The following is a 20,347-nucleotide window of genomic DNA, read 5'->3' as shown; positions in this document are numbered from 1 at the left end:
GTTCGACGAGGCAGGGGCCTGTCGCCACGATCAGCTTTGGCCGGCTTCAACCAGGAGCTTGAGGTTCTCGAGGGTCTGTTGGCGCGCCCGTTCCTGCATGCGCTCAATGATCAGTTCATCAGCGAACTTCCCCACGGCGCTGGCCGGGACGTTGTAGTCGAACTCCGCGGTCACCACGGTGGTGTTGTCTCCATCCGGGGTGTAGTCCCACGTTTGCCAGCCCTTGAGCGGGCCATCGAACTCCAGCCGCAGTCTCTGTCCACCGTTCGGAGTCTGCTCCCTGCCGGTCACGCGGGTGGTCACGTGGAACGGGACACCCGCCATGAGGTACCTGTGCTCGACGACGGTTCCCACACCGCCGTCGCCCTCAATCTTCTCCGCCTCACCGAGGTTGACCCACCACGACGCCCAGTGCTTCGGGTCCGACGCAACCTCGACGACGCGGTCCACCGATGCGTTGATCGGCGTGCTCACCTTGATATGGCCCATGGGAATCTCCTCGTGCTCGCGGCCGGATAGTTGGTGATGAGCAGACGCTATCGGCAGCCTGCCGGGCCAAACAGGGGCCAAAGCCCCGAGGGGGCCCTTGGGCGCCGGCAGCAAAAAGGACGCGGACGACGGCGGGTGGGTCCCGCCGTCGTCCGCGTCCTCTGTTTGGGGCTGCTTACAGCGCCAGTGCCGGCTCGTCCCCGCGCACGCTCAGCGTGAAGGTGTTCGGTCCGCTGCAGTGGACTGCAATGCGGCACGTGGTGGTGTTGTGACGGGAAGAGAGGTCGGAGACCGCGGAATCAAGGGTCTCGTGGAGCGACGCCCGGTCCCAGATCTTAAGCGTCACGGATTCGGCAGTGATAAACGTCATTGTTCAGTACTTTCCTGTGTCTAGCCGGTTGTCTGCCGGCGGTGGCCTGTCCGCGCTCGGAGGGTCGGTGGCCTGTGCTCACCGGTGGGCCTCGTTGCGTCACCAGGATGTCAAGGGCGGATGGTTCCCGCCCTGCCCATCCATAGTGCCCATGCCGAAAGGCGAGACTCAACCGGACGGCACAGTTATTGCGAGTGTTTCTCATCACGTGTGAGCCGCGCCACAGCTTCTATTCCTCGAAGTGGGTGGTGATGCGTTCTTCCCCCGAGATGGAAGCGATGACCATCGCGGCAACATCGCGGAGCTTGACGTTCCTGGTGCTCGAGGCCCTGGTCAGGATGTTGAAGGCCGTGTCCCGGTCGCATCGGTTCTCGGCCATGATGGCGCCCACTGCCATGTCGATCACGGTGCGGGACTGCATGGCCGCTGCAAGGTCATTCCTCGCATCACTGAGCTGGGTGATCCGCAAAATCAGCCGCAACGAACTCGCCGCCTGGCCGGCAAATGACTCCACAAGGGCGATGTCCTGCGATGAGAACCCGTTGCTGCGGCCTGAGTACAGATTGAGCACCGACTCGGCGTCCCCGGCCAAGTCCAGGGGAACGGCAAGGATGGAGTACACGCCGTGCTGCATCGCAGTCCGTACATAGGGACCCCAACGGGTTTCGGCGGCCAGGTCCGGCACAAGGAGCGTGGTCTTGTGCCGGAGCGCGGTGAGGCACGGCCCCTCGCCAAACCCGTTTTGCAGCTCATCGAGGGCCTTGGCTGCAGCATCACTGGAAGCTACTGCCTCCGGCTTCTTGCGCCGGAGGACGGTGACCCCGCTGTGGATGGTGTTGCCCGGGGCGGACAGCCGCGCCGAAGCCAGGATGGCCAGTTCCCCGAGGAAGCCCTTGATGCTGGGGTTTTCCAGGACCAGCCGCTGCAGCGAAACTTCCGGTTCAGCTGCGGCCAAGCCATCAGTTTCCCGGAAGGGACCCTCGTCGGCGCTCATTCGTCCTCATTTGCGCTTAATTCCGTCATGGCCGTGGTGATCAGTCCCACCTGGGCAGCCGGGAGGTGCAGCGCCTCATTGAGGTACGCATCCAGTGACATCTCGTCGGCATCTCCGCCGAGGCCGAAATAGTACGTCCACAGCTTGACCAGGGGGACCTCACCCTGGTGGAAACGCTGTGCCACTGCCCGGCGCTGTTCGTCTGCTTCCAGCAGGTTGTCCGGGCCGCCGGTCCAGTCGGCGTTCATGGCCGGCCTCCGTTTGCTGAAGCGGCCACTGGCACCACCTTTGGCGGGGCCTGGCGCAGCGGGGCGCCGCAGCGGATAAAGGAATCTTGGGGCAGAAGCTCCGGGAACCCCTCACGGGCTGCTGGTGGATGGTAGCTGGCCATAAGGCCTCAATCCCTGATTACGCCTGAAGGTTTAGGCCCCGGCTGGCGGCCGCCGCTCTTGGCGCGGACGGCCCGTACATTCAACCCCTGGACCTGCGCGCAATCCCGAAATCTCCTACCTTTGACACTACGCGCCCTGGCGGATTTCTGATACAGGAACTTATTCGCCTCCGGTTCACCTCCGGTTCGCCCGGCCGGAGCACGCCCGTGGCCGCTTGAACTCAAGTAAGCTGGGCGAATGTTGAGTTCATCGGACCACGAATCTGTACAGGTACTTCAAAGTATTCTGGTGGGCTCAGAGAACGGGGTCGAGTTCCTTTCGGGACTGTCCAGCCTTGCCGCTGCTGCGGTGTCTGAAGCTGCCGGGGACACGATTGAGTGCGCTGTCACGCTGAAAATGCGACGTAGGCCGGCAACCGCTGCCGGCAGCAGCGCGCGGGCTATCGAAATTGACCATGTCGAGCAGGAGTTGGGCGACGGCCCCTGCGTCCGGGCGCTCAGGGAGATGGCCCCGGTAATCATTGATGACGTGGACAGGGATCCGCGCTGGCAAACGCTGAACCAGAAGCTGGCTGAGTACAATGTGCACAGTACTTTGGGTGTGCCGCTGGAGATCACCGACGATGCCAGAGCTGCGCTGAACTTCTTCGCCACAAAACCGGGAGTGTTCACAGCTGACGTCTACGACAAAGCAGTTGGCTTCGCCGCTGCCGCCCACAACACCCTGAATCTTTCCGTTCGTATCAACAACGCGCAGAGCAGGGCGGACGACCTCGAAGCGGCAATGCAAAGCCGCACCGCCATCAACCTGGCCTGCGGGGTGATCATGGCGCAGAACCGGTGTTCACAGGAAGAAGCGATGGAGATCCTCACCAAGGTCTCCAGCAACCGCAACAGGAAGCTCCGGGATGTGGCCAGCGAGCTGATCGAGCAGTTGTCAGGAAGCAGCGCCAGGACGCACTTCGACGGATAACCCGGCTGCGCCGGGAATTAGCCCCGGGCCGTCGCCTTAACCGGGCCAGTCAGCTCAGTCGCCTTTCAGCACGGAGACCGAAGTGGCCGCGCCGCCGGTGCCCCGGATGTCCCAGCAGTTTCCGGCACCAATGACCCTGTAGTCGACGTCGCCCGCTGATTCCACCACCACTGCTGTGTTCTCGTCGATGGCCACTGCCCGCTCCGCCAGTCCGGCTGCCACGGCACCAAGTGCCCGGCTCAGCGTACCGGCCTGGGCGGCGTGGACATCCACTGTGAACGGGACCAGCCCCAGGCCCTTGCGGAGATCCACGGAATCCAGGCCTTCTGAACACTCCTCCCCGCAGACCTCTACCCCATTGATCCGGTATCCGCCGATCAGTGCCAGGCGCGGTGCCATCATCGCCCCGGCGGAAAAACCCAGGTAGGGCACACCGGCAGTGACGAGGTTGGAAATGGCGCTGGCCGCGGGGTGGAGCCATTCCCAGTAGCCGGGCGTCAGCCCGCCACCCACCACCACGCCGTCGACTCCATCAAATGTGGCCGGATCCGCAGGCTTGCCCGGCGCCAGCGGTACAACAACGATCCGGCAGTCGATCCGGCCCTGCAGGGGTTCCGCGTAAGCTGCCACGAGGTCCTGCAGGTTGACCCCCGTGCCATGCACGGCGACGGCGACATGGGCGGGCCGGCGCTGCCCGGCCTGCTGCCGGACTTCAGCTGCAAACGCGTCGAAGACGTCCGGAAAGGCATCCGGATCCGGGCCCGCTCCGGCGAGGAAGATGGTCATGCGGCCCAAGATACCGTGACCGGCTGGCGTCCTCCGGGCAGCGGGGCATGTCCACGCAGAAAACCCATTGACGCCAGTGAGCGGGCGGACTAATCTACAACCAAATGGTTGTAGATCAGCTCCGTGAGACCGAAGTGGATCGCCTCTTCCAGGCGTTCGCGGATTCCACCCGCCGGGACATTGTCCGCCGGGTCACCGTCGGCGAGTACTCCATCTCCGGCCTGGCAGCCCTCTACGCCATGAGTTTTGCCGCCGTACAGAAGCATGTGGCGGTATTGGAGCGCGCATCCCTGGTCACCAAGGAAAAGCGCGGAAGGGAGCAGATCGTGCGGGGCAATCATGAAGGACTGCAAAAGGCCCGGCGGCTGCTCGACGAATATGAACAGGTCTGGCGGCAGCGCGCCGCCAAGATGGCAGACATTCTCGCTGAAGGTTAGGACGGCATTGCCATGACAGTCATCAGTACGGAAAAAAATCCTGAGGCCCTGAGCCTTACCGTGGTCGCCGAGTTTGACGACGGAGTCGAACGCGTCTGGCAGCTCTGGGAAGACCCCCGCCAGCTTGAGCGGTGGTGGGGGCCGCCCACCTATCCGGCAACCTTCTACCTGCATGATTTCGTGCCGGGCGGCAAGGCCAAGTACTACATGACAGGGCCTGAAGGGGATAAGGCGCACGGCTGGTGGGAGTTCACCAGCATTGAGTCACCGCGCAGGCTGCAGTTCGACGACGGGTTCGCGGACAATGACGGCAATCCCACCGGGGAATACGGCACTGCCCACGCCACGGTGACGCTGGAAACAGTGGGGGAGCGGACGCGCATGACCATCCTGTCCACTTTCGAATCCGAGGAACAGCTGGAGCAGATGGTGCAGATGGGTATGGAAGAAGGCATGAAGCAGGCAGTCGGACAGATTGACAGCATCCTCGCCGAGCACGCCAACGCCTGACTGCACAGCATCAACCAGGAACCTTTCCACGGCGCCAGGTGGAGCGGACGACGGCGGCACGTCCCGCCGTCGTCCGCTCGCCCTGGGCGTTGAACGTGCGAGCTGCCCGCTGAATACTGGAAGGTGGGGATTGAGCGAGGGAAGGCGGTGGCAGCGATGAGCGGCGGCGCACGGGATTTCCGGAAGCGGCTGGAGCGGGCGTCGGAGCTGCGTTCATACCGCGGCGCCGGCATCAGTGCCGAGGAAGAAGCAGCGCTGGATGCCCTCGACGCGCAGGAGCGGGAGAAGCGCCGGAAGGTCAGCGACGCGGCCCGCGCCGAATACCTGGTCCGGGACGCCATGGCGCAGGGCAAGTTCGACAACCTCAAGTACGCGGGCAAGCCGATTCCAGGCCTGGGCGAAAGCTATGACCCCGACTGGTGGGTCAAGGGATTGATCCAGCGCGAGAACATCAGCGGCCTGGGCCCGGCCGCCATCCTGCTCCGCACCGAGGACGCGGAACTGGATGCAAAGCTGGACGTCCAGTACACGGAGCAGCAGGTCCGGGACGTTTTGCAGGACTTCAACCGCCGGGTAATCGATGCCCGCCGCCAGCTGCAGGGCGGACCGCCGGTGATCACCAAGACCCGCGACGTCGAGGAGGAAGTGCAGCGCTGGCGTGGCAGGCGGGCCGCGCGCGTTGAGGACGCTCCCGCCGAGCCCGAGCCCGAGCGGTCCTGGTGGAAGCGGCTCTGGAAGGGAACCGGCTAGGAGCCCGGGTTCATGCCCTCAAAAAGCTCGCATACGGCGTTGTAGTACATGTCCGTCTGCCCCCGGTGGCTCAGCCCGATCCTGGTGCACACCCGCTGTGAGGCTGCATTCGCGGGGTTGGTGACCGCAACAACCCGTGGCAGGCCGCGCGCGAAGGCATGGTCGAGGACCACCCGGGCGGTCTCGGTAGCGTAGCCCTTTCCCCAGTGGTCCGGGTGAAAATGCCATCCGATCTCCGTGTCGCCCGAGGGCTGGAGCGGCAATTCGCTACCCGACGCCGGAATGGACTTGAGGAGCAACGTTCCGGCGAGCTGGGGCTTTGCCGACCCGGGCTGGGAGGGCTCCGGTCGGGCGAGCCCGGGATGGGTCTTGAGCTCGACAGCCCATATCCCGTGGACGGGGTGGTCAAGTGCGCGCCATTTCCCTATAAGTTCCACAGCATCGCCCATGCCCACTATGACGCGGGGCTGGTTGCCAATGAAACGCTGCACTTCCCAGCGCGAGTATAGGTCAAGCACGAATTCCGCGTCGTCCGTATGCCAGGGGCGCAGAATGAGCCGCTCAGTCTCCAGGATCGTCACGCCACCCATCGTGCCAGAGTAATCGGAACGGCTGACTTTGCGTTTTCCACATAGGGGTTTTGGGTGGCTGTCGATGTCACACCTTGGTGGAAAACTTTGGTCATGGAATCGGTTGTGGGGACGGCGGGAGTACTGGAGGCAGAACCTCGGGGGCTGTTTGCTGCTGGTCTGCCGGAGTCATCACCTCCGTTGTCTGCGGTATTTTCCGCTGCTGACCGGCGTCGGTTCCCGCCTGCTGTTCAACCCGCCGCCCCTTCCATGGGTGATGTCCTGAGCCTGTTGGCCCGCGTCCCGGTCCCTGCGGTTGGTGCGGGGATGATGGACCAGATGCGCGGGTTGGAAGACCTGAAGTGCCTGGCGGGTGCGCAGCAGGCCCAACTTGCTGTGGCGTTTGATCTCCAGCAGCGGCAGGTGCAGGCTGCCGCCGGGGTCCCGGCCGGTGAGCAGGGTGCCGGGGTGGCGGCGCAGATCGCGCTGGCCCGGCGCGAGTCCCCCGCGAAGGGCTCCCGGCTGCTGGGAATGGCCAAAACCCTCACCGGGATGCCGCACACCTCCGCCGCGTTCAGGAGTGGGCTCCTCAATGAGTGGCGGGCCACTCTGGTGGTGAAGGAAACCATTTGCCTCTCCCCCGAGGACCGGGCCGGGGTGGATGAGGAACTCGCCGCCGACGCCGGCGCCCTGAACGGCATGGGCGACAAGTCCATCATCGCCGCCGTCCGCGCCGCCGCGTACCGGCGGGACCCCGCCTCGGTCGCGAAGCGGGCAGCCCGGGCCGTGGCCGAGCGGTGTGTGAGCCTGCGCCCGGCACCGGACACCATGGCCTGCCTGACCGCCTTGCTCCCGGTCGCCCAGGGGGTGGCCGCCTACGCCGCCCTGGCCCGGGATGCCGACACAGCACGCTCAGGCGGGGATGAGAGGTCGCGGGTACAGGTCATGGCAGACACCCTCGTCGAGAGGATCACCGGGACCCCCGGCGGGATCAAAGGCGTGGAGGTCCAGCTCGTCATGACCGCACACCCTCCTCCAAGCCGATGCCGAACCCGCACGGCTCCCCGGTTATGGCATCATCCCGGCGGCATGGGCAAGGGAACTCGCCCTCGCTGGTTCGTCAATGCGAATGCCGGTAACAGCCCCCGGCCCCGGCAACCTTGGTTCTCCGGCCACCCCTGAAGCCGCTGGCGAGGCCAACGTGGACGCGTCCGGCCGTCACAACCTGAATCTCTGGATCCGCCGGCTCTACACCGCCCCCGGCACAGGTGAATTGGTGGCGATGGACTCCAAAGCCCGGTTGTTCCCGGCGGGGCTGAAGCGTTTCCTCCAGGTCCGGGACGACACCTGCCGGACCCCGTACTGCGACGCTCCGATCAGGCACCACGACCACATCAGGCCTTGGCACAGCGGCGGCCCCACCACCACCGGCAACGGCCAGGGACTCTGCGAAGCCTGCAACCACGCCAAAGAAACACCCGGCTGGACCACCAAACCAGTCCCCGGCCCCCGCCACACCGTGGCAACCACCACCCCAACCGGCCACACCTACCACTCCACCGCACCACCACTCCCCGGAACCCCGCCCAACGCAACCTGTGGTCCACCGGGCACGACCGCCGTCGTGCCTTCCAGATCATCGGCAGCTTACTGCGCCCCTCCAAAGCGGTGGCCAGTGCCTCGCCGACAGTGAGGAACGGCAGCACTGAGGGGCGCGTCCCAACCTATGGCTTGTAATTCGGGTTCGGACCGATCATCGAAGGGGGAGGTGGTGCGAACGGGCCTGCCGGATAGAGCGGTGCCACCTTGAGCATGTAGTTGGCCCACTGCGGGCCCGCAATCATGTAGCCGTCCAGGCGCGGGTAGAAGGTGCCGTTGATGCTCACGTTCTGGCCTGCACGTTTCTGTCCTTCCAGTGCATCGCCGAAGAAGGAAGCGGTCACCAGGCCGGTGGTGTATCCCACCACCCACGTGGACCCGTTGTTGTTGGAGGTACCGGTCTTGGCAGCGGTGGGAAGCTTGTCCTGCACTTTGGGGTTGATCCAGACGCCTGAGCCCTTCTTCAAAACGTCCTGCAGAACAGAGTTGACCCCGCGGGCCACATCCGGTTTGACGGCGTCGTGGCAATCCGGGGCCTGGGCAGGCAGTTTGGCACCAGCGGCATCCTTAATCTCAACCAGTGCCATGGTGGCGCAGAACCGGCCGTCCGTGGCGAAGGTGGCGAAGGCGTTTGCCAGGGTCAGGGGAGCGACGCCTGTGCCGCCGAGCAGATTGCCCAGCTGGTGCATGTTGACTGGGGAACTATCCAGGCCGCTGTGCAGGCCAACCGCGTCCACCATCTTCTGGATGCCGCAGAAATCCAGCTGGGAAGCTGAGGCGAAGGTGGCGGTGTTGATCGAGTTGTAGAGGCCGTAGTTCACGGGCATGGGCCGGTAAAACCCGTCTTCGGCATTTTGCAGGTCATCGGCCGCGCCAAGGGCCGGGTTCGCCTGGGCCGTGCTGTAGGCCCCAAGCACCTTTCCGCAGCTGTCCCTCCAAGGGAACCCAAGTGGATACACCCGGCGTGAAGCGTCCACTTCGGCCGTGAGCGTCTTGCCCTCGTTCAGCCACTCGGCGAACGTGAAGGGCTTCATGGTGGATCCCGGCTGGAACCCGCCGGCACCATTCAGGTCGTTCCCCTGCGCGTCCCGGGCATCCACATTGAAGTTGAGGTTGGTATCGAACTTGCCGGGCTGGGGAAGGAACACCGTGTTTTGGGCCATTGCCAGGATCTTGCCGCTGCCGGGTTGGATGCTCACCAGCGACGCTGCCCAGTGGTCCGGGTTAGCCCCCGCGGTCCCGTCCACCTGGGCCTGGGCGGCAGCCTGGAGCCGGCTGTCCAGGGTAGTGACGATGGTCAGGCCGCCCCGGAAGAGCCGCCGCTCACGTTCAGCTTCCGTTGGGCCATAAGCGGGATTGTTCAGGATCAGGTGGGAGATGTAGTCGCAGAAGTACGGGGCCATGGTGGCATTGGCACAGCCCTGCTGTTGGGGGCTGATCTTCAGCTGGATGGGCGTGGCCACGGCTTCATCGTGCTGGGTCCGGGAGATCTTCCCCAGCCGCAGCATCTCGTCCAGGACCTGGTTCCGCCGCACGATCGACTTGGCCGGGTTGGTGGCCGGGTTGTAGAGGGTGGGGCTGTTGACCACCCCGGCCAGCAGGGCTGCCTGGGGGAGGGTGAGGTCCTTCGCAGTGGTGCTGAAGAGGCGGCGGGCTGCGGCTTCGATGCCGTACGCGTTGTTGCTGAAGAACACGATGTTGAGGTAGCCCTCAAGGATCTGGTCCTTGGAGTATTTCTTTTCCAAGGTGATGGCAAGCTTCATTTCCCGCAGCTTGTCGCCGAGGTTCTTTTGCCCGTTCAGGACCACCGCGTCCGGCCGGTCCTGGGAGAGTTGCGCCTCATTAAGGACATTGGTCACGTACTGCTGGGTGATGGTGGATGCGCCCTGCTCGCCGCCTCTGGTCAGGTTGGAAACCAGCGCCCGCAGTATCCCCTGCGGATCCACGCCGGCGTGCTCATAGAACCGGCTGTCCTCGATCGCGATGATGCCGTCCTTGATGAAGGGTGACATCTGGTCCAGCGGCACCTGCACCCGGTTTTCGGCGTAGAACGTGGCAATTTGCTGCCCGTCGGCAGTCAGGACCTTCGTGGCCTGCGACGGCGGCTGCACTGTGAGGTCCGACGGCAGCTTTTCGAAGAAGTCTATGGAGGAACTGACCCCCATCCCCGCGGCGGCGACGGCAGGGACCACCAGACTTGCCACCAGGACGCCGCACATAACACTTGCGGCCAGGAACCCCAGGATCCTACCCATTGTGGCGTTCAAACCGCGCCTGCGCCTAGGCTTCCGCTGCTTCGCCATTCCCCTGCCCTCGCCCTCGAAGGTGGGACCAGAATACGCTCCTGCACGAGGCGGAAACAGGTGCGGAAAGGTCAGGATTTGGTCACGTCAAAGCGTTGACGGGCGATAGTTACCGATATATCTTTTAACTATCGCTGACGCCAAAGCGACTACCTATCAATGAAAGGACGATGCCACCATGAACGGCATATTTGACGACAAAAATCCCGGCCCTGGATTCGGCCGGGGCCGCTTCGAGCGGGGAAGGGGCCATAAAGGTCCGCACGGGCACAGGGGTCCGGGGTTCGGGCCGGGATTTGGTCCCGGTTTCGGGCCGGGCTTTGGTCCGGGTTTTGGCCCTGGGTTCGGCCCCGGTTTCGGACGGGGCGGCCGGCGGGCCAACCGGGGTGATGTCCGCGCCGCGATCCTCTCGCTGCTGGCAGACGCCCCCTCGAATGGTTACGGACTGATCAAGACCATCGCCGCAAAGACCGGCGGCATGTGGCGGCCCAGCCCCGGATCCATCTACCCCACCCTGCAGCAACTGGTGGACGAAGGCTTGATCGCGGCCCTCAGTGAAGGCCGCGGGACCGAGTTTTCCCTCACCGATGCCGGCAAGGCCTACGTGGCGGAGCACGCAGAGGAAATGGAAAACGCCTGGAACGCTGAACCGGACAGTGCGGACCGGGACTTCCACCAGAGCATTGGCAAGCTGATGGGTGCCATCCACCAGTTCCGCAGTGGAGTGTCAGAGGAACAGCGGGCTGCCGCCATCGAGAAGATGGATGAAACGCGGCGCGCGCTCTACAAGATCCTTGCGGACTAGCTGCTACGCGAAGGAATCTTCCTTGGCGAGCCGTTCCACGGGGACGGCGGCAGGAGCAGTTCCGTGGTGGTGGCTCAGCATGTGGCCCAGGCTGCTGAAGCCGGAACCCATCTCGCCGAAGGCGTAGGCGGTCTCGGCGTGCTCGGACAGGTCCACGCCGGCGGCTTCGGCCTCGTGGCTGACGCGGAAGCCCACGGTCTTGTTGATGATCCGGGCAATGACCGCGGTGCCGATGCCGGACAGGAGCAGGGTGATCACGACGGCGGCTGTCTGGGCGATGAGCTGCTGGACGCCGCCGCCGTAGAAGAGTCCACCGCCCAGGCCGTCCACGGGGAGGGCGATGAAGCCGAGTGACAGGGTGCCGATCAGGCCGGCGCCGAGGTGGACGCCCACCACGTCCAGCGAGTCGTCCAGGCCGAAGCGGTATTTGAGGTCCACGAACACGCAGCACGCGGCTCCCGCCACCAGGCCCAGGCCGATTGCCGCCACCGGGCTGATGTTGGCACAGGAAGGTGTGATGGCCACCAGGCCGGCGACAACGCCGGAGGCGGCGCCAAGCGACGTGGGGTGCCCGTGGCGCATCTTCTCGGTGACCAGCCAGCTCAGCATGGCTGCCGAAGGGGCCACCAGCGTGTTGATCCAGATGACGCCGGCCTGCTCAGCGCTGGTTGCCGCACCGCCGTTGAAGCCGAACCAGCCAAACCAGAGAATGGCCGCGCCCAGCATGATGAAGGGGATGTTGTGGGGGCGGTGGTTCGGGTCCTTGGCGAAGCCGTGGCGCTGTCCCACGATGACGGCGAGTACCAGGGCTGCCGTTCCTGAGCTGATTTCGACGACGGCGCCGCCGGCGAAGTCGATGACCTGGCCGAAGATCCGGGTGACCGCCCCGCCTGCACTCATTAGTCCGCCGCCCCAGATCATGTAGGCAAGCGGGCAGTAGATCACCGTGATCCACACCGGCACAAACAGTGCCCAGGCGCTGAACTTGGCCCGGTCGGCGATGGCGCCGCTGATCAGGGCCACGGTAATGATGGCGAACGTGGCGCTGTAGCCGGCCTTGAGCAGGTCAGGGGAGCCCATCAGGTTCTGCAGCCCGAAGCTGGTGAAGGGGTTGCCGAACAGCCCAAGGATCCCGTTGCCGGTGGTCATCGAGTAACCCCAGAGGACCCAGACAACGCCAACGATCCCTGCCGAGATGAAGCTCATCATGATCATGTTGAGCGCAGCCTTGGCGCGGGTCATGCCGCCGTAGAAGAGGCCAAGCCCGGGGGTCATCAGCAGTACCATTGCGGCTGAAATCATCAGCCAGACGTGTTGGGCAGTGATTTCCACCGGTGGGTCCCTTCGCAACGTGATCTTGGTGCGGGACCCGATTGGGCCCCGGAGCATTTCCCCCGGGATCCATTTTTGGTGCAGCGTGTTTCAGCTGATGCCCTTTAAAGTTGCGCCCACGTTACACAAATCCCGTGGGCGTGAAGATCACGTGTCGGCAATGTTTCCGGAATGTAAACGGCCTGGTCTCTGCGTTCGGGCGCGAAAGGCGAACACGGCCTCAGTTCCCCGAAACGACGGGGCGCACGGGCCTCTTGAGGTGAGGACCGCCGTCGTACGCTCTTTTGCCTTCTGTTTCGGGGCCGTGAACGGCACCTCACCCGGATCAGAACTTGCGTGCGTTGGCCAGGACCGGCAGCTTGGCGCGAACGTCGTCCACTGTTGAGGGATCGATATCGACGACGGCGAGTTCGGGCTTCCCGCCCAAGGCCACCACGGCCTTGCCCAGGGGAGTGACCACCGCGCTGTGCCCGATGCCGGTGGGCGCTGCTCCGGCCGGACCCGCGCCGATGGCTTCGGGGTCGCCCTGGCCGCACGCAACCACGAAGGTGGTGCTGTCCAGCGCACGGGCGCGCACCAGCAGGTCCCACTGTTCAGCCTTGCCCGGACCCGCGCCCCAGGAAGCGCACACAATATTCACCTGGGCGCCTGCATTGGCGTTGGCCGTGAACAGGCCGGGAAAGCGGACGTCGTAGCACGTGGCCAGGCCGAAGACCGTCCCGTCCAGCTCGAAGGTCACCGGCGCTTCCCCCGCATCCACTGTCTTTGACTCGGTGAAGCCGAAGGCGTCGAAAAGGTGGACCTTGTCGTAGGAGGCCTCCACCCCGGGACCGGTGACCAGCAGCGTGTTGCGGACGCGGCCGTCCTGGCCCGGGGTGAACATGCCGGCCACGACCGTGATCTCCAGCTCCCGCGCCATCCTGCGGACCTCGCTGGCCCACGGCCCGTCGAGGGGCTCGGCGATGCCTTTCAGGGAGTGGCCGAAGGCACGCATGGTCGCCTCCGGGAAGACCACCAATTGCGCACCCGCGTTCTTTGCCTGGGCGGCGTAGTCCCACACCAGTTCAAGGTTGGCGGCGGTGTCTGCGCCGCTGATGATCTGCGCTACTGCGATACGCATGGAAAGGCTCAATCTGTTGGTGACGGAAACAGGTGTCCGGGCCAAGCGGCCCGGACACCCAGGTTGACTCAGTGCGGCGGACTTACTGCCGGTAACCCTCAACCTCGCTGATGGGGCGGGCCTCGGCGTCGTCCGGGTTCTCGCCGGACTCCTTCTTGGCGCGGCGCTGGCGCAGCAGGTCCCAGCACTGGTCCAGGCTCTCTTCCACGTGCTTTAGCCGTGCCGGGTCCGGCTGGCCGCCTTCTGAACCTTCCCGCAGCGAGTGCTCCTCCTCCACCAGGGCCTGGATGTGCGTCAAAATATCCTGATCATTCATGGTTTCCCCTTACTCCGGTCCGGTCCCCTTCAGCGTACGTACCTGGTGCTGAAGCCACCAGTCCCCGCGCTGTACCATCAATTTCATGCCCACTGCGCTGGATATGGCAGGTCCCATCCTGGAGGTCCTCACTTGGTTGTGCCTGCCCGCCGGGCTGGGCCTGCTCTTCTATACCGGCTTCCTCCGCCGCTACGTACACCCCTGGGACGTGGCCGAGGCGGTGGTGTACTCCGATTCCACCGGGGTGGGGTTCCGCTGGTTCGACCGGAAACACCAGGTGCACAACGCCCCCATGTCCCCGTACGACATCAGGGACATGTCTGTGGGCGACACCCTGCCCATCTACTACCACCCCAAACGGCCAACTCAGTGGCAGATCACCCAGCCTGAGGAAGCAGGCCGGACGGCGTCGGTCCTTGGCCGCTGCCTGACCGCTATCGGCTCGGTGGCATTGTTGGCCGGCTTCGTCCTGCCGATGTTCTAGGAGCATCAGCCGGTGGCCGGCACCTTCAACTGACCAGGACCACAGCGATGCCCAGCACTGCCAGGGCGACTCCGGCCAACGCCGTCCACAGCACCGCCGGCAGGTCCGCCTCGATGCTCTCGCCGGCCAGCCCGTGGGACCTCTTCCGGTAGCGGCGGCGCTGGGTGAGGTAGATGGCAAGCGCGGCGCCGCCGGAAACCATCGGCAGCATCAGGATGGGCGCCCCGTACGTGGGAAGCCAGCGCAGGAAGAAGGCGCTCGCCGTCACCAGCGCCAGCATGGTCCGGCCCCACGCGAGGGCTGTCCGTTCGGGCTGGAGCCCGGGATCGCCATGGGGGATGGGTGCGGGGGACGGCACGGAATCAGCGCCAGAGGATAAAGACCAGTACGACGGCGGCGGCCAGTGCGCCTGCCCCGGCCAGGAGGGGCACAAAGAGCGGCAGCGGCAGCGGGGCTTTGTTGCGCATGCTCCGTTCCACCCGGAGCCAGCGCACGGCGGCCCCGCCGCTGAGCATCATGCCCAGCAGCAGCAAAAGGACCGCCAGGCCTTTGCGGACAGGTTCAACGAAGAGGCCCGAAGTGAACGCCTCGATCGCGATGCCGCCCGCCAGCAGCGCAAGGGACGTGCGGATCCAAGCCAGGAAGGTGCGTTCGTTGGCAAGGGTGAAGCGCGGGTCCGGTTCTTCGCCGCCGGGCAGCAGCCGTTCGGCGATTTTTCCGCGCGACGGCGGGACCGCCGGGGTGGACGGCTGCTCACTGTTGATCACCGGGCCAGTTTAGCTGTGCGGGAATGGCGCGGCCGGGCAGCCGATTTGGAAACTAAGCAAGCTTCCTATTATTTTGGTTCCAGCCTCTCCGTTTGGCCCCCCAATCAAGCGGAGAGGCTTCCATCTTCCGGCGGAGGCGGAGCACGGCCTTGTCCGCCAAAATGTTTCAGCGATCGGCAGGTCAGCGGTAAGCCCGTGCAGCCGTCATGCCAGCCGGGAATGCAGCCGCCGCCCGCGCAGTTGGGGGAGGTATGGAGCGTATCGGATTCCTTTCATTCGGCCACTGGGGCCCCGGCCAGGGTTCCCGCACCAGGACAGCGGCGGACGCCCTGCTCCAGGGAATTGAATTGGCGGTTGCCGCTGAGGAGATGGGCGTGGATGGCGCATTCTTCCGTGTCCACCACTTTGCCCGCCAGCAGGCCTCCCCGTTCCCTCTCCTGTCCGCCATCGCCGCCCGCACCAGCCGGATCGAGATCGGCACCGGTGTCATCGACATGCGCTACGAAAATCCGTTGTATATGGCGGAGGAGGCCGCGGCAGCGGACCTGATCAGCGGCGGCAGGCTGCAGCTCGGCATCAGCCGTGGTTCACCCGAGCCCGCCTTGGAAGGCGCCTCAGTCTTTGGCTACCGTCCGCAGCCGGGGGAGACCGATGCGGACATGGCCCGTCGCCACACTGATGTCTTTCGCAAGGCCATCACCGGTGCCGGCATGGCCCAGGCCGATCCGCGCTACGCCGGTGGTGCCACCGGACTCCTGCCCATCCAGCCGCAGTCACCGGGACTGGCGGAACGGATCTGGTGGGGTGCCGGCACCAGGAAAACCGCGGTTTGGGCCGCGGAACTGGGCATGAACCTGATGAGCTCAACCTTGTTGACCGAGGACACCGGCGTTCCCTTCCATGAACTCCAGGCCGAACAGATCCAGCTTTTCAGGGAAGCATGGACCGCGGCAGGACACCCCCACGCCCCGCGTGTTTCGGTCAGCCGCAGCGTCCTGCCCATCGTTGATGAAGAGGACAACTACTACTTCGCAGGCAGTGCCCTCCGCGACGGCCGGGACCAGGTGGGCGTCATCGACGGCACCACTGCCCGCTTCGGCAAGAGCTATGTGGGGCCGCCGGACCTCCTGGCGGAGCAGCTCGCTGCCGACACTGCGGTACAAGCGGCGGATACCCTGCTGCTGACCGTCCCCAACCAGTTGGGCGTGGATTTCAACGCCAAGCTGCTGGGCACCATCGCGGAGCACGTTGCCCCGGCCCTGGGATGGAGCCGATAGGACGCTGGGAACTATTAGTGAGACCCAACCGTTACTCTTGAAGAGCGTAGTGGGGGCTTCGCGCCCTACTACTAGTGTGACTGCTGAACGGTCATATGACGGAGAGAGAGAAATATGGCTCGCGCCGCCTTAGGCTTTGACGCATGATCCGGCTACGACAGCTGGCCCAGGCGGCTTCAGTACTCACTACCCCTTTGACGCCCGAGGACGTCCTCTCGCTATTCAATCCGGTCTACTCGGCCCGGCAGTTGCGTGGCGTGGTCACCCGGGTGGTCCAGGAGACCGCCCAGTCCGCCACCATCTTCTTCCGCCCCGGACGCGGCTGGAAGGCGCACCTTGCAGGGCAGTGGGCGCGCATCGGCGTCGAACTCGACGGCGTCCGCCACTGGCGCTCCTACTCGCTCAGCGCACCCGCCGGCAAGGACCCGGCGATCACCGTGACCGACGTCGGTGCCGTCTCCGGCACCCTGGTCCGCACCACCAAGCCCGGGGATGTCCTGTTCCTGGCCCCGCCGCAGGGTGATTTCGTCCTGCCGGAACATCCGCGCCCCCTCCTGATGGTTACCGCGGGCAGCGGCATCACCCCGGTGATGTCCATGATCCGCACCCTCGTGCCACGGCGCCCGGACGCCGACGTCGTCCTGGTCCACTCAGCCCGCACGCGGGATGACAGCCTGTTCCGTGAGGAGCTGGCTGAGCTTGCCGACCAGTTCCCGAATTTCCGGCTGGCACACTGGTACACCGGCGAGCAGGGCCGCATGGACTTCTCCAGCACCAAGGAGCTGGACGAGATCTGCCCGGACTGGAAGGAACGGGCTGCCTATGCCTGCGGCCCGGACAGCTTCCTGGACGACGCCGAAGCGTTGTGGCAGCGGGCAGCCCTGACAACGCGGGCGCCCGGCACTGACGTGGCGGTGCCCGGCAGTGCCGGCAACCTGATGATCGAACGCTTCAACACCAGCTTCGACGCCGCCGTGGGGCACGACGGCGGCCTGGTCACCTTTGAAGCCAGCGACCGGGAGGTGGAGGCCGACGGCGACACACCCATCCTGGACGTCGGCGAGGACGCCGGGGTGCTGATGCCCAGCGGCTGCCGGATGGGCATCTGCCACAGCTGCCTCACGCCGCTCCTGGCCGGGCAGGTCCGCGACCTCCGTACCGGGGAAGTCCACGGCGAACCCGGCCAACTGATCCAAACGTGTGTCTCGGCAGCCGCCGGACCCGTCAACCTCGAAATCTGAGGAGCAGTACCGTATGTCTGTCATCTCACCCACAAAGACCACTGCCGCCGGAGGGGCCAGCGCCGGCTCATCGAGGACACGCCCCGGCAAGCTCGCCGAGTCCGGAAGCCCCACTGTTCGGCCGCCCGCCGCCGCGCACCTCACCGACGAACAGGTGGCGGAGCTGGGCCGCGAGCTCGACGCCATCCGGGATGAGATCCTGGGCAAGCGGGGCGCGGAAGATGCCGCCTACATCCGCCGCATGATCAAGATCCAGCGCGGCCTGGAACTCTCCGGCCGTGCCGCCCTGCTGGTGGGAAAGAACAAGGCCGCCTGGGTCACGGGCACCACGCTGCTGAGCCTTGCCAAGATCCTGGAAAACATGGAGCTGGGCCACAACATCCTGCACGGCCAGTGGGACTGGATGCGGGACCCGGACATCCACTCCACCACCTGGGAATGGGACTTCGTCACGCCGTCGCGGTCCTGGCAGCACACCCACAACGACCTGCACCACCGCTGGACCAACGTGGTGGGCAAGGACAATGACGTCGGATACAACCTCCTGCGCATGGACGAGCAGCAGCCGTGGAAGCCCATCAACCTGGCCAACCCGCTGTTCAACGCCATCCTGGCACCGGTCTTCGAGTGGGGCATTGCCATCTACGACCTCGAACTCACCGAGTACAAGGAAGGCACCAAGTCCAAGGAAGCCCTGCTCAAGGACCTGAAGGCGCTGGGCAAGAAGGTGGTCACCCAGTTCACCAAGGACTACGCCGCCACGCCCGCCCTGGCAATGCTGACCGGCTCCGCGAAGCAGGCCCTGTTCGGCACCATCGCAGCCAACGCCATCCGCAACGTCTGGGCCCACGCCGTCATCTTCTGCGGCCACTTCCCGGAAGGCACCGACACCTTCACGGAAGAGATGGTGGACGGCGAGACCCGCGGCGACTGGTATGTCCGCCAGATGATCGGGTCCGCCAACATTTCGGGCTCCAAATTCATGCACCTCATGACCGGCAACCTGTCGCACCAGATTGAGCACCACCTCTTCCCGGACCTGCCGTCCAACCGGTACGCCGAGGTGGCCCCAAGGGTCCGCGAAATCTGCCAGCGCTACGGCCTGAAGTACACCACCGGCCCGCTGCTGAAGCAGGTGGGGTCATCCTGGGCCAAGGTCTTCAAGCTGGCACTGCCGGGCAAGACCGCACAAGCCTAGCCAAAATCCCTGAATGCAGAAGTGACCCGGCCGGCCCTGCCCGCCGGGTCACTTCCGCATTTACCTGTGTTACCGCCGGGTGCCCGGAGCCAGGAGCATATGGTCCAGCTTGGGCAGCGCATGCCGGAGCTGGTGCTCCGCGCGGTGAAGGGTCTCTTCCGCCTGCGACAACGCGGTGTCCGCCAGCTCGATGCGGGCCGACCCCTGCAGCCGGTGGCCGGACCAGCGCAGCTGCAGGTGCTGCACTGAAAGCACGCCCGGCGTCCGCGCCAGTGCGGCCTCGGCACGTGATACCAGTTCCGGTTCGATCCCGTCCATCAGCCGGCGCCCGATGCTGCGGACTGTGCCCCACAGCAGCACCATGATGGCGGCGGAGATGACGAGCCCGACGATCGGGTCTGCCAACGGAAAACCGAGCATGACTCCCACGGCGCCGATCACCACGGCCAGCGAGGTAAAGCCGTCCGTCCGGGCGTGCACGCCGTCGGCAACCAACGCTGCGGAACCGATCCTGCGGCCAACCCGGATGCGATAGATCGCCACGGCCTCGTTTCCTGCAAAGCCGATCAGGCCTGCCGCGATGACCCAGCCCAGGTTCTGCAGCGGCTGGGGATTGATCAGACGGTCCACCGACTGCCAGCCGGCCACGACGGCCGAGAGGGCCACCACGGCAACAATGAACAGGCCGGCCAAATCCTCGGCCCTGCCGTAGCCGTAGGTATACCGGCGGGTGGCGGCCCTGCGCCCCAGGATGAAGGCAACCCACAGGGGCACTGCCGTCAGAGCGTCGGAAAAGTTGTGGATGGTGTCCGCCAGCAGGGCCACCGAACTGCTGAACAGAACCACCACAAACTGCAGCACCGTGGTGGCCAGCAGAAGGAACATGCTGATCTTGAGCGCCCGGATGCCCTCGGTGCTGGCCTCCATCGCATCGTCAATCGAATCTGCAGCATCGTGCGTGTGCGGGACGAACAGCTCGATCAGCCAGCCCTTGAAACCGGAGTGGTGATGATGGTCGTGGTCGTGGTCGTGGTCGTGGTCGTGGTCGTGGTCGTGGTCGTGCCTGGCGTGGCTGTCCTCGTGGGGATGGCTATGCGTGTGCGTCGACTCCGGGTGCGGCCCGGTCATGAGGCGCTCCTCTCTGCACTGTGTACGGGGGCGCCGGTGTGGGAAGGGACGCGGTGGTGGGCGGGTTCCCCGCCCAGGGCGTGCTCGGCCTGGAAGATGGCGTCGGCCACCAACTGGCGGGCGTGCTCGTTCTCCAGACGGTACAGCACCCGCGTGCCTTCCTGCCGGGTGGAAACCATCCGGGCGAGGCGCATTTTGGCCAGGTGCTGGGAGACCGCCGCGGGGGACTTGCCCACCACCTCCGCCAGCGCGCCTACAGCCATCTCGCCGTCACGCAGCGCCAGGATGATCCGCACCCTGGTGGCGTCCGCCAGCATGGCGAAAACCTCCACAGCCAGCTCCACGTATTGGCTGTCCGTGCCAAGGGAGCAAGCATTCTTATCTGCATTCATGCGCATATAGTGTCACACCTTTGGCTCCCGCGGCACTTTTGGGCGTACCGCCGCCGTGAAATTCGGGCCTGCTCCCGAGCAGTCGCGCACCCTAGAGTAGGAGGTGCACTGGCGCG

Annotated in this window: 23 protein-coding genes and 1 pseudogene; 10 read left to right on the top strand and 14 right to left on the bottom strand. The window is 65.3% G+C overall.

The annotated features are described in order from the left end of the window. Positions 1-30: 30 nt before the first annotated feature. The 4 genes from LFT49_RS18010 to LFT49_RS17995 form a co-directional block, all read right to left on the bottom strand. Positions 31-489, bottom strand: a complete 459-nt coding sequence (locus LFT49_RS18010; protein WP_236799675.1) for an SRPBCC family protein — start codon at positions 487-489, stop codon at positions 31-33. A gap of 175 nt (positions 490-664) precedes the next feature. Next, on the bottom strand, positions 665-859 hold the full coding sequence (locus LFT49_RS18005) for a hypothetical protein (protein ID WP_236799674.1): 195 nt from the start codon (positions 857-859) through the stop codon (positions 665-667). Positions 860-1,088: 229 nt separating this feature from the next. Continuing rightward, positions 1,089-1,853: a GAF and ANTAR domain-containing protein gene (locus LFT49_RS18000; protein ID WP_236799673.1), complete on the bottom strand. Its 765-nt coding sequence runs from the start codon at positions 1,851-1,853 to the stop codon at positions 1,089-1,091. Next, a complete protein-coding gene (locus tag LFT49_RS17995) occupies positions 1,850-2,101 on the bottom strand; it encodes a hypothetical protein (protein WP_236799672.1) in 252 nt (83 codons plus the stop codon). Before LFT49_RS17995 ends, LFT49_RS18000 begins: the two co-directional genes overlap by 4 nt. A gap of 381 nt (positions 2,102-2,482) precedes the next feature. Here LFT49_RS17995 and LFT49_RS17990 point away from each other — a divergent pair, with 381 nt between their 5' ends. Then, the gene (locus tag LFT49_RS17990; protein WP_236799671.1) at positions 2,483-3,217 is read left to right on the top strand and encodes a GAF and ANTAR domain-containing protein; all 735 of its coding nucleotides are present in this window, start codon (positions 2,483-2,485) and stop codon (positions 3,215-3,217) included. Between the two features lie 54 nt (positions 3,218-3,271). Here the strand turns inward: LFT49_RS17990 and LFT49_RS17985 are convergent, their stop codons facing one another. Continuing rightward, positions 3,272-4,003: a Type 1 glutamine amidotransferase-like domain-containing protein gene (locus LFT49_RS17985; RefSeq protein ID WP_236799670.1), complete on the bottom strand. Its 732-nt coding sequence runs from the start codon at positions 4,001-4,003 to the stop codon at positions 3,272-3,274. 104 nt (positions 4,004-4,107) lie between these two features. Between LFT49_RS17985 and LFT49_RS17980 the strand changes: the two genes are divergently transcribed. The 3 genes from LFT49_RS17980 (at position 4,108) to LFT49_RS17970 (ending at position 5,700) form a co-directional block, all read left to right on the top strand. Next, a complete protein-coding gene (locus tag LFT49_RS17980; protein WP_236799669.1) occupies positions 4,108-4,440 on the top strand; it encodes an ArsR/SmtB family transcription factor in 333 nt (110 codons plus the stop codon). A 12-nt stretch (positions 4,441-4,452) separates the two neighbouring features. Then, positions 4,453-4,950: an SRPBCC family protein gene (locus LFT49_RS17975; protein WP_237428961.1), complete on the top strand. Its 498-nt coding sequence runs from the start codon at positions 4,453-4,455 to the stop codon at positions 4,948-4,950. A gap of 156 nt (positions 4,951-5,106) precedes the next feature. Next, entirely contained in the window at positions 5,107-5,700 is a 594-nt protein-coding gene (locus LFT49_RS17970; protein WP_236799667.1) for a J-domain-containing protein, read from the top strand. Here the strand turns inward: LFT49_RS17970 and LFT49_RS17965 are convergent. Further along, a complete protein-coding gene (locus LFT49_RS17965) occupies positions 5,697-6,290 on the bottom strand; it encodes a GNAT family N-acetyltransferase (RefSeq protein WP_272912524.1) in 594 nt (197 codons plus the stop codon). The genes LFT49_RS17970 and LFT49_RS17965 overlap by 4 nt on opposite strands. Positions 6,291-6,596: 306 nt before the next feature. Here LFT49_RS17965 and LFT49_RS17960 point away from each other — a divergent pair. After that, positions 6,597-7,962 (top strand): annotated as a pseudogene (locus LFT49_RS17960) (HNH endonuclease). Positions 7,963-7,993: 31 nt separating this feature from the next. Here LFT49_RS17960 and LFT49_RS17955 read toward each other — a convergent pair. Next, on the bottom strand, positions 7,994-10,171 hold the full coding sequence (locus LFT49_RS17955) for a transglycosylase domain-containing protein (protein ID WP_237428959.1): 2,178 nt from the start codon (positions 10,169-10,171) through the stop codon (positions 7,994-7,996). A 178-nt stretch (positions 10,172-10,349) separates the two neighbouring features. Between LFT49_RS17955 and LFT49_RS17950 the strand changes: the two genes are divergently transcribed. Then, the gene (locus LFT49_RS17950) at positions 10,350-10,976 is read left to right on the top strand and encodes a PadR family transcriptional regulator (protein ID WP_237428958.1); all 627 of its coding nucleotides are present in this window, start codon (positions 10,350-10,352) and stop codon (positions 10,974-10,976) included. 3 nt (positions 10,977-10,979) lie between these two features. Here the strand turns inward: LFT49_RS17950 and LFT49_RS17945 are convergent, their stop codons facing one another. The 3 genes from LFT49_RS17945 to LFT49_RS17935 form a co-directional block, all read right to left on the bottom strand. Then, positions 10,980-12,308, bottom strand: a complete 1,329-nt coding sequence (locus tag LFT49_RS17945) for an ammonium transporter (RefSeq protein WP_237428957.1) — start codon at positions 12,306-12,308, stop codon at positions 10,980-10,982. 325 nt (positions 12,309-12,633) lie between these two features. After that, positions 12,634-13,428, bottom strand: coding sequence for a carbon-nitrogen hydrolase family protein (locus tag LFT49_RS17940; RefSeq protein ID WP_236799661.1), 795 nt, complete (start codon positions 13,426-13,428; stop codon positions 12,634-12,636). An 82-nt stretch (positions 13,429-13,510) separates the two neighbouring features. Beyond that, on the bottom strand, positions 13,511-13,744 hold the full coding sequence (locus LFT49_RS17935; protein ID WP_236799660.1) for a DUF2630 family protein: 234 nt from the start codon (positions 13,742-13,744) through the stop codon (positions 13,511-13,513). Positions 13,745-13,829: 85 nt separating this feature from the next. Here LFT49_RS17935 and LFT49_RS17930 point away from each other — a divergent pair, with 85 nt between their 5' ends. Beyond that, a complete protein-coding gene (locus tag LFT49_RS17930; RefSeq protein ID WP_236799659.1) occupies positions 13,830-14,228 on the top strand; it encodes a hypothetical protein in 399 nt (132 codons plus the stop codon). A gap of 25 nt (positions 14,229-14,253) precedes the next feature. Here LFT49_RS17930 and LFT49_RS17925 read toward each other — a convergent pair whose 3' ends face one another. Both LFT49_RS17925 and LFT49_RS17920 read right to left on the bottom strand, forming a co-directional pair. Continuing rightward, positions 14,254-14,586: a DUF202 domain-containing protein gene (locus LFT49_RS17925; RefSeq protein WP_236799658.1), complete on the bottom strand. Its 333-nt coding sequence runs from the start codon at positions 14,584-14,586 to the stop codon at positions 14,254-14,256. Between the two features lie 4 nt (positions 14,587-14,590). After that, positions 14,591-14,995 (bottom strand): YidH family protein, encoded by a 405-nt coding sequence (locus LFT49_RS17920; RefSeq protein ID WP_236799657.1) that lies wholly within the window; start codon positions 14,993-14,995, stop codon positions 14,591-14,593. Between the two features lie 251 nt (positions 14,996-15,246). Between LFT49_RS17920 and LFT49_RS17915 the strand changes: the two genes are divergently transcribed. The 3 genes from LFT49_RS17915 (at position 15,247) to LFT49_RS17905 (ending at position 18,711) form a co-directional block, all read left to right on the top strand. Next, complete coding sequence (locus LFT49_RS17915) at positions 15,247-16,272, top strand: LLM class flavin-dependent oxidoreductase (RefSeq protein WP_236799656.1); 1,026 nt, start codon at positions 15,247-15,249, stop codon at positions 16,270-16,272. Between the two features lie 143 nt (positions 16,273-16,415). Beyond that, positions 16,416-17,513 carry a ferredoxin reductase gene (locus LFT49_RS17910; RefSeq protein WP_237428956.1) on the top strand — a complete coding sequence of 366 codons (1,098 nt, stop codon included), beginning with the start codon at positions 16,416-16,418 and terminating at the stop codon, positions 17,511-17,513. Positions 17,514-17,526: 13 nt separating this feature from the next. Further along, positions 17,527-18,711 (top strand): fatty acid desaturase family protein, encoded by a 1,185-nt coding sequence (locus LFT49_RS17905; protein ID WP_236799654.1) that lies wholly within the window; start codon positions 17,527-17,529, stop codon positions 18,709-18,711. A gap of 69 nt (positions 18,712-18,780) precedes the next feature. Here LFT49_RS17905 and LFT49_RS17900 read toward each other — a convergent pair whose 3' ends face one another. Continuing rightward, entirely contained in the window at positions 18,781-19,839 is a 1,059-nt protein-coding gene (locus LFT49_RS17900) for a cation diffusion facilitator family transporter (protein WP_237428955.1), read from the bottom strand. Beyond that, positions 19,836-20,231, bottom strand: coding sequence for an ArsR/SmtB family transcription factor (locus LFT49_RS17895; RefSeq protein WP_236799652.1), 396 nt, complete (start codon positions 20,229-20,231; stop codon positions 19,836-19,838). Before LFT49_RS17895 ends, LFT49_RS17900 begins: the two co-directional genes overlap by 4 nt. Between the last annotated feature and the right edge of the window lie 116 nt (positions 20,232-20,347).

This window comes from Arthrobacter sp. FW306-06-A (assembly GCF_021870055.1).
Taxonomy (GTDB): Bacteria; Actinomycetota; Actinomycetes; order Actinomycetales; family Micrococcaceae; genus Arthrobacter.
The sequence above is the reverse complement of the archived record's forward strand: the minus strand, read 5'-3'. Positions and strand labels throughout refer to the sequence as shown.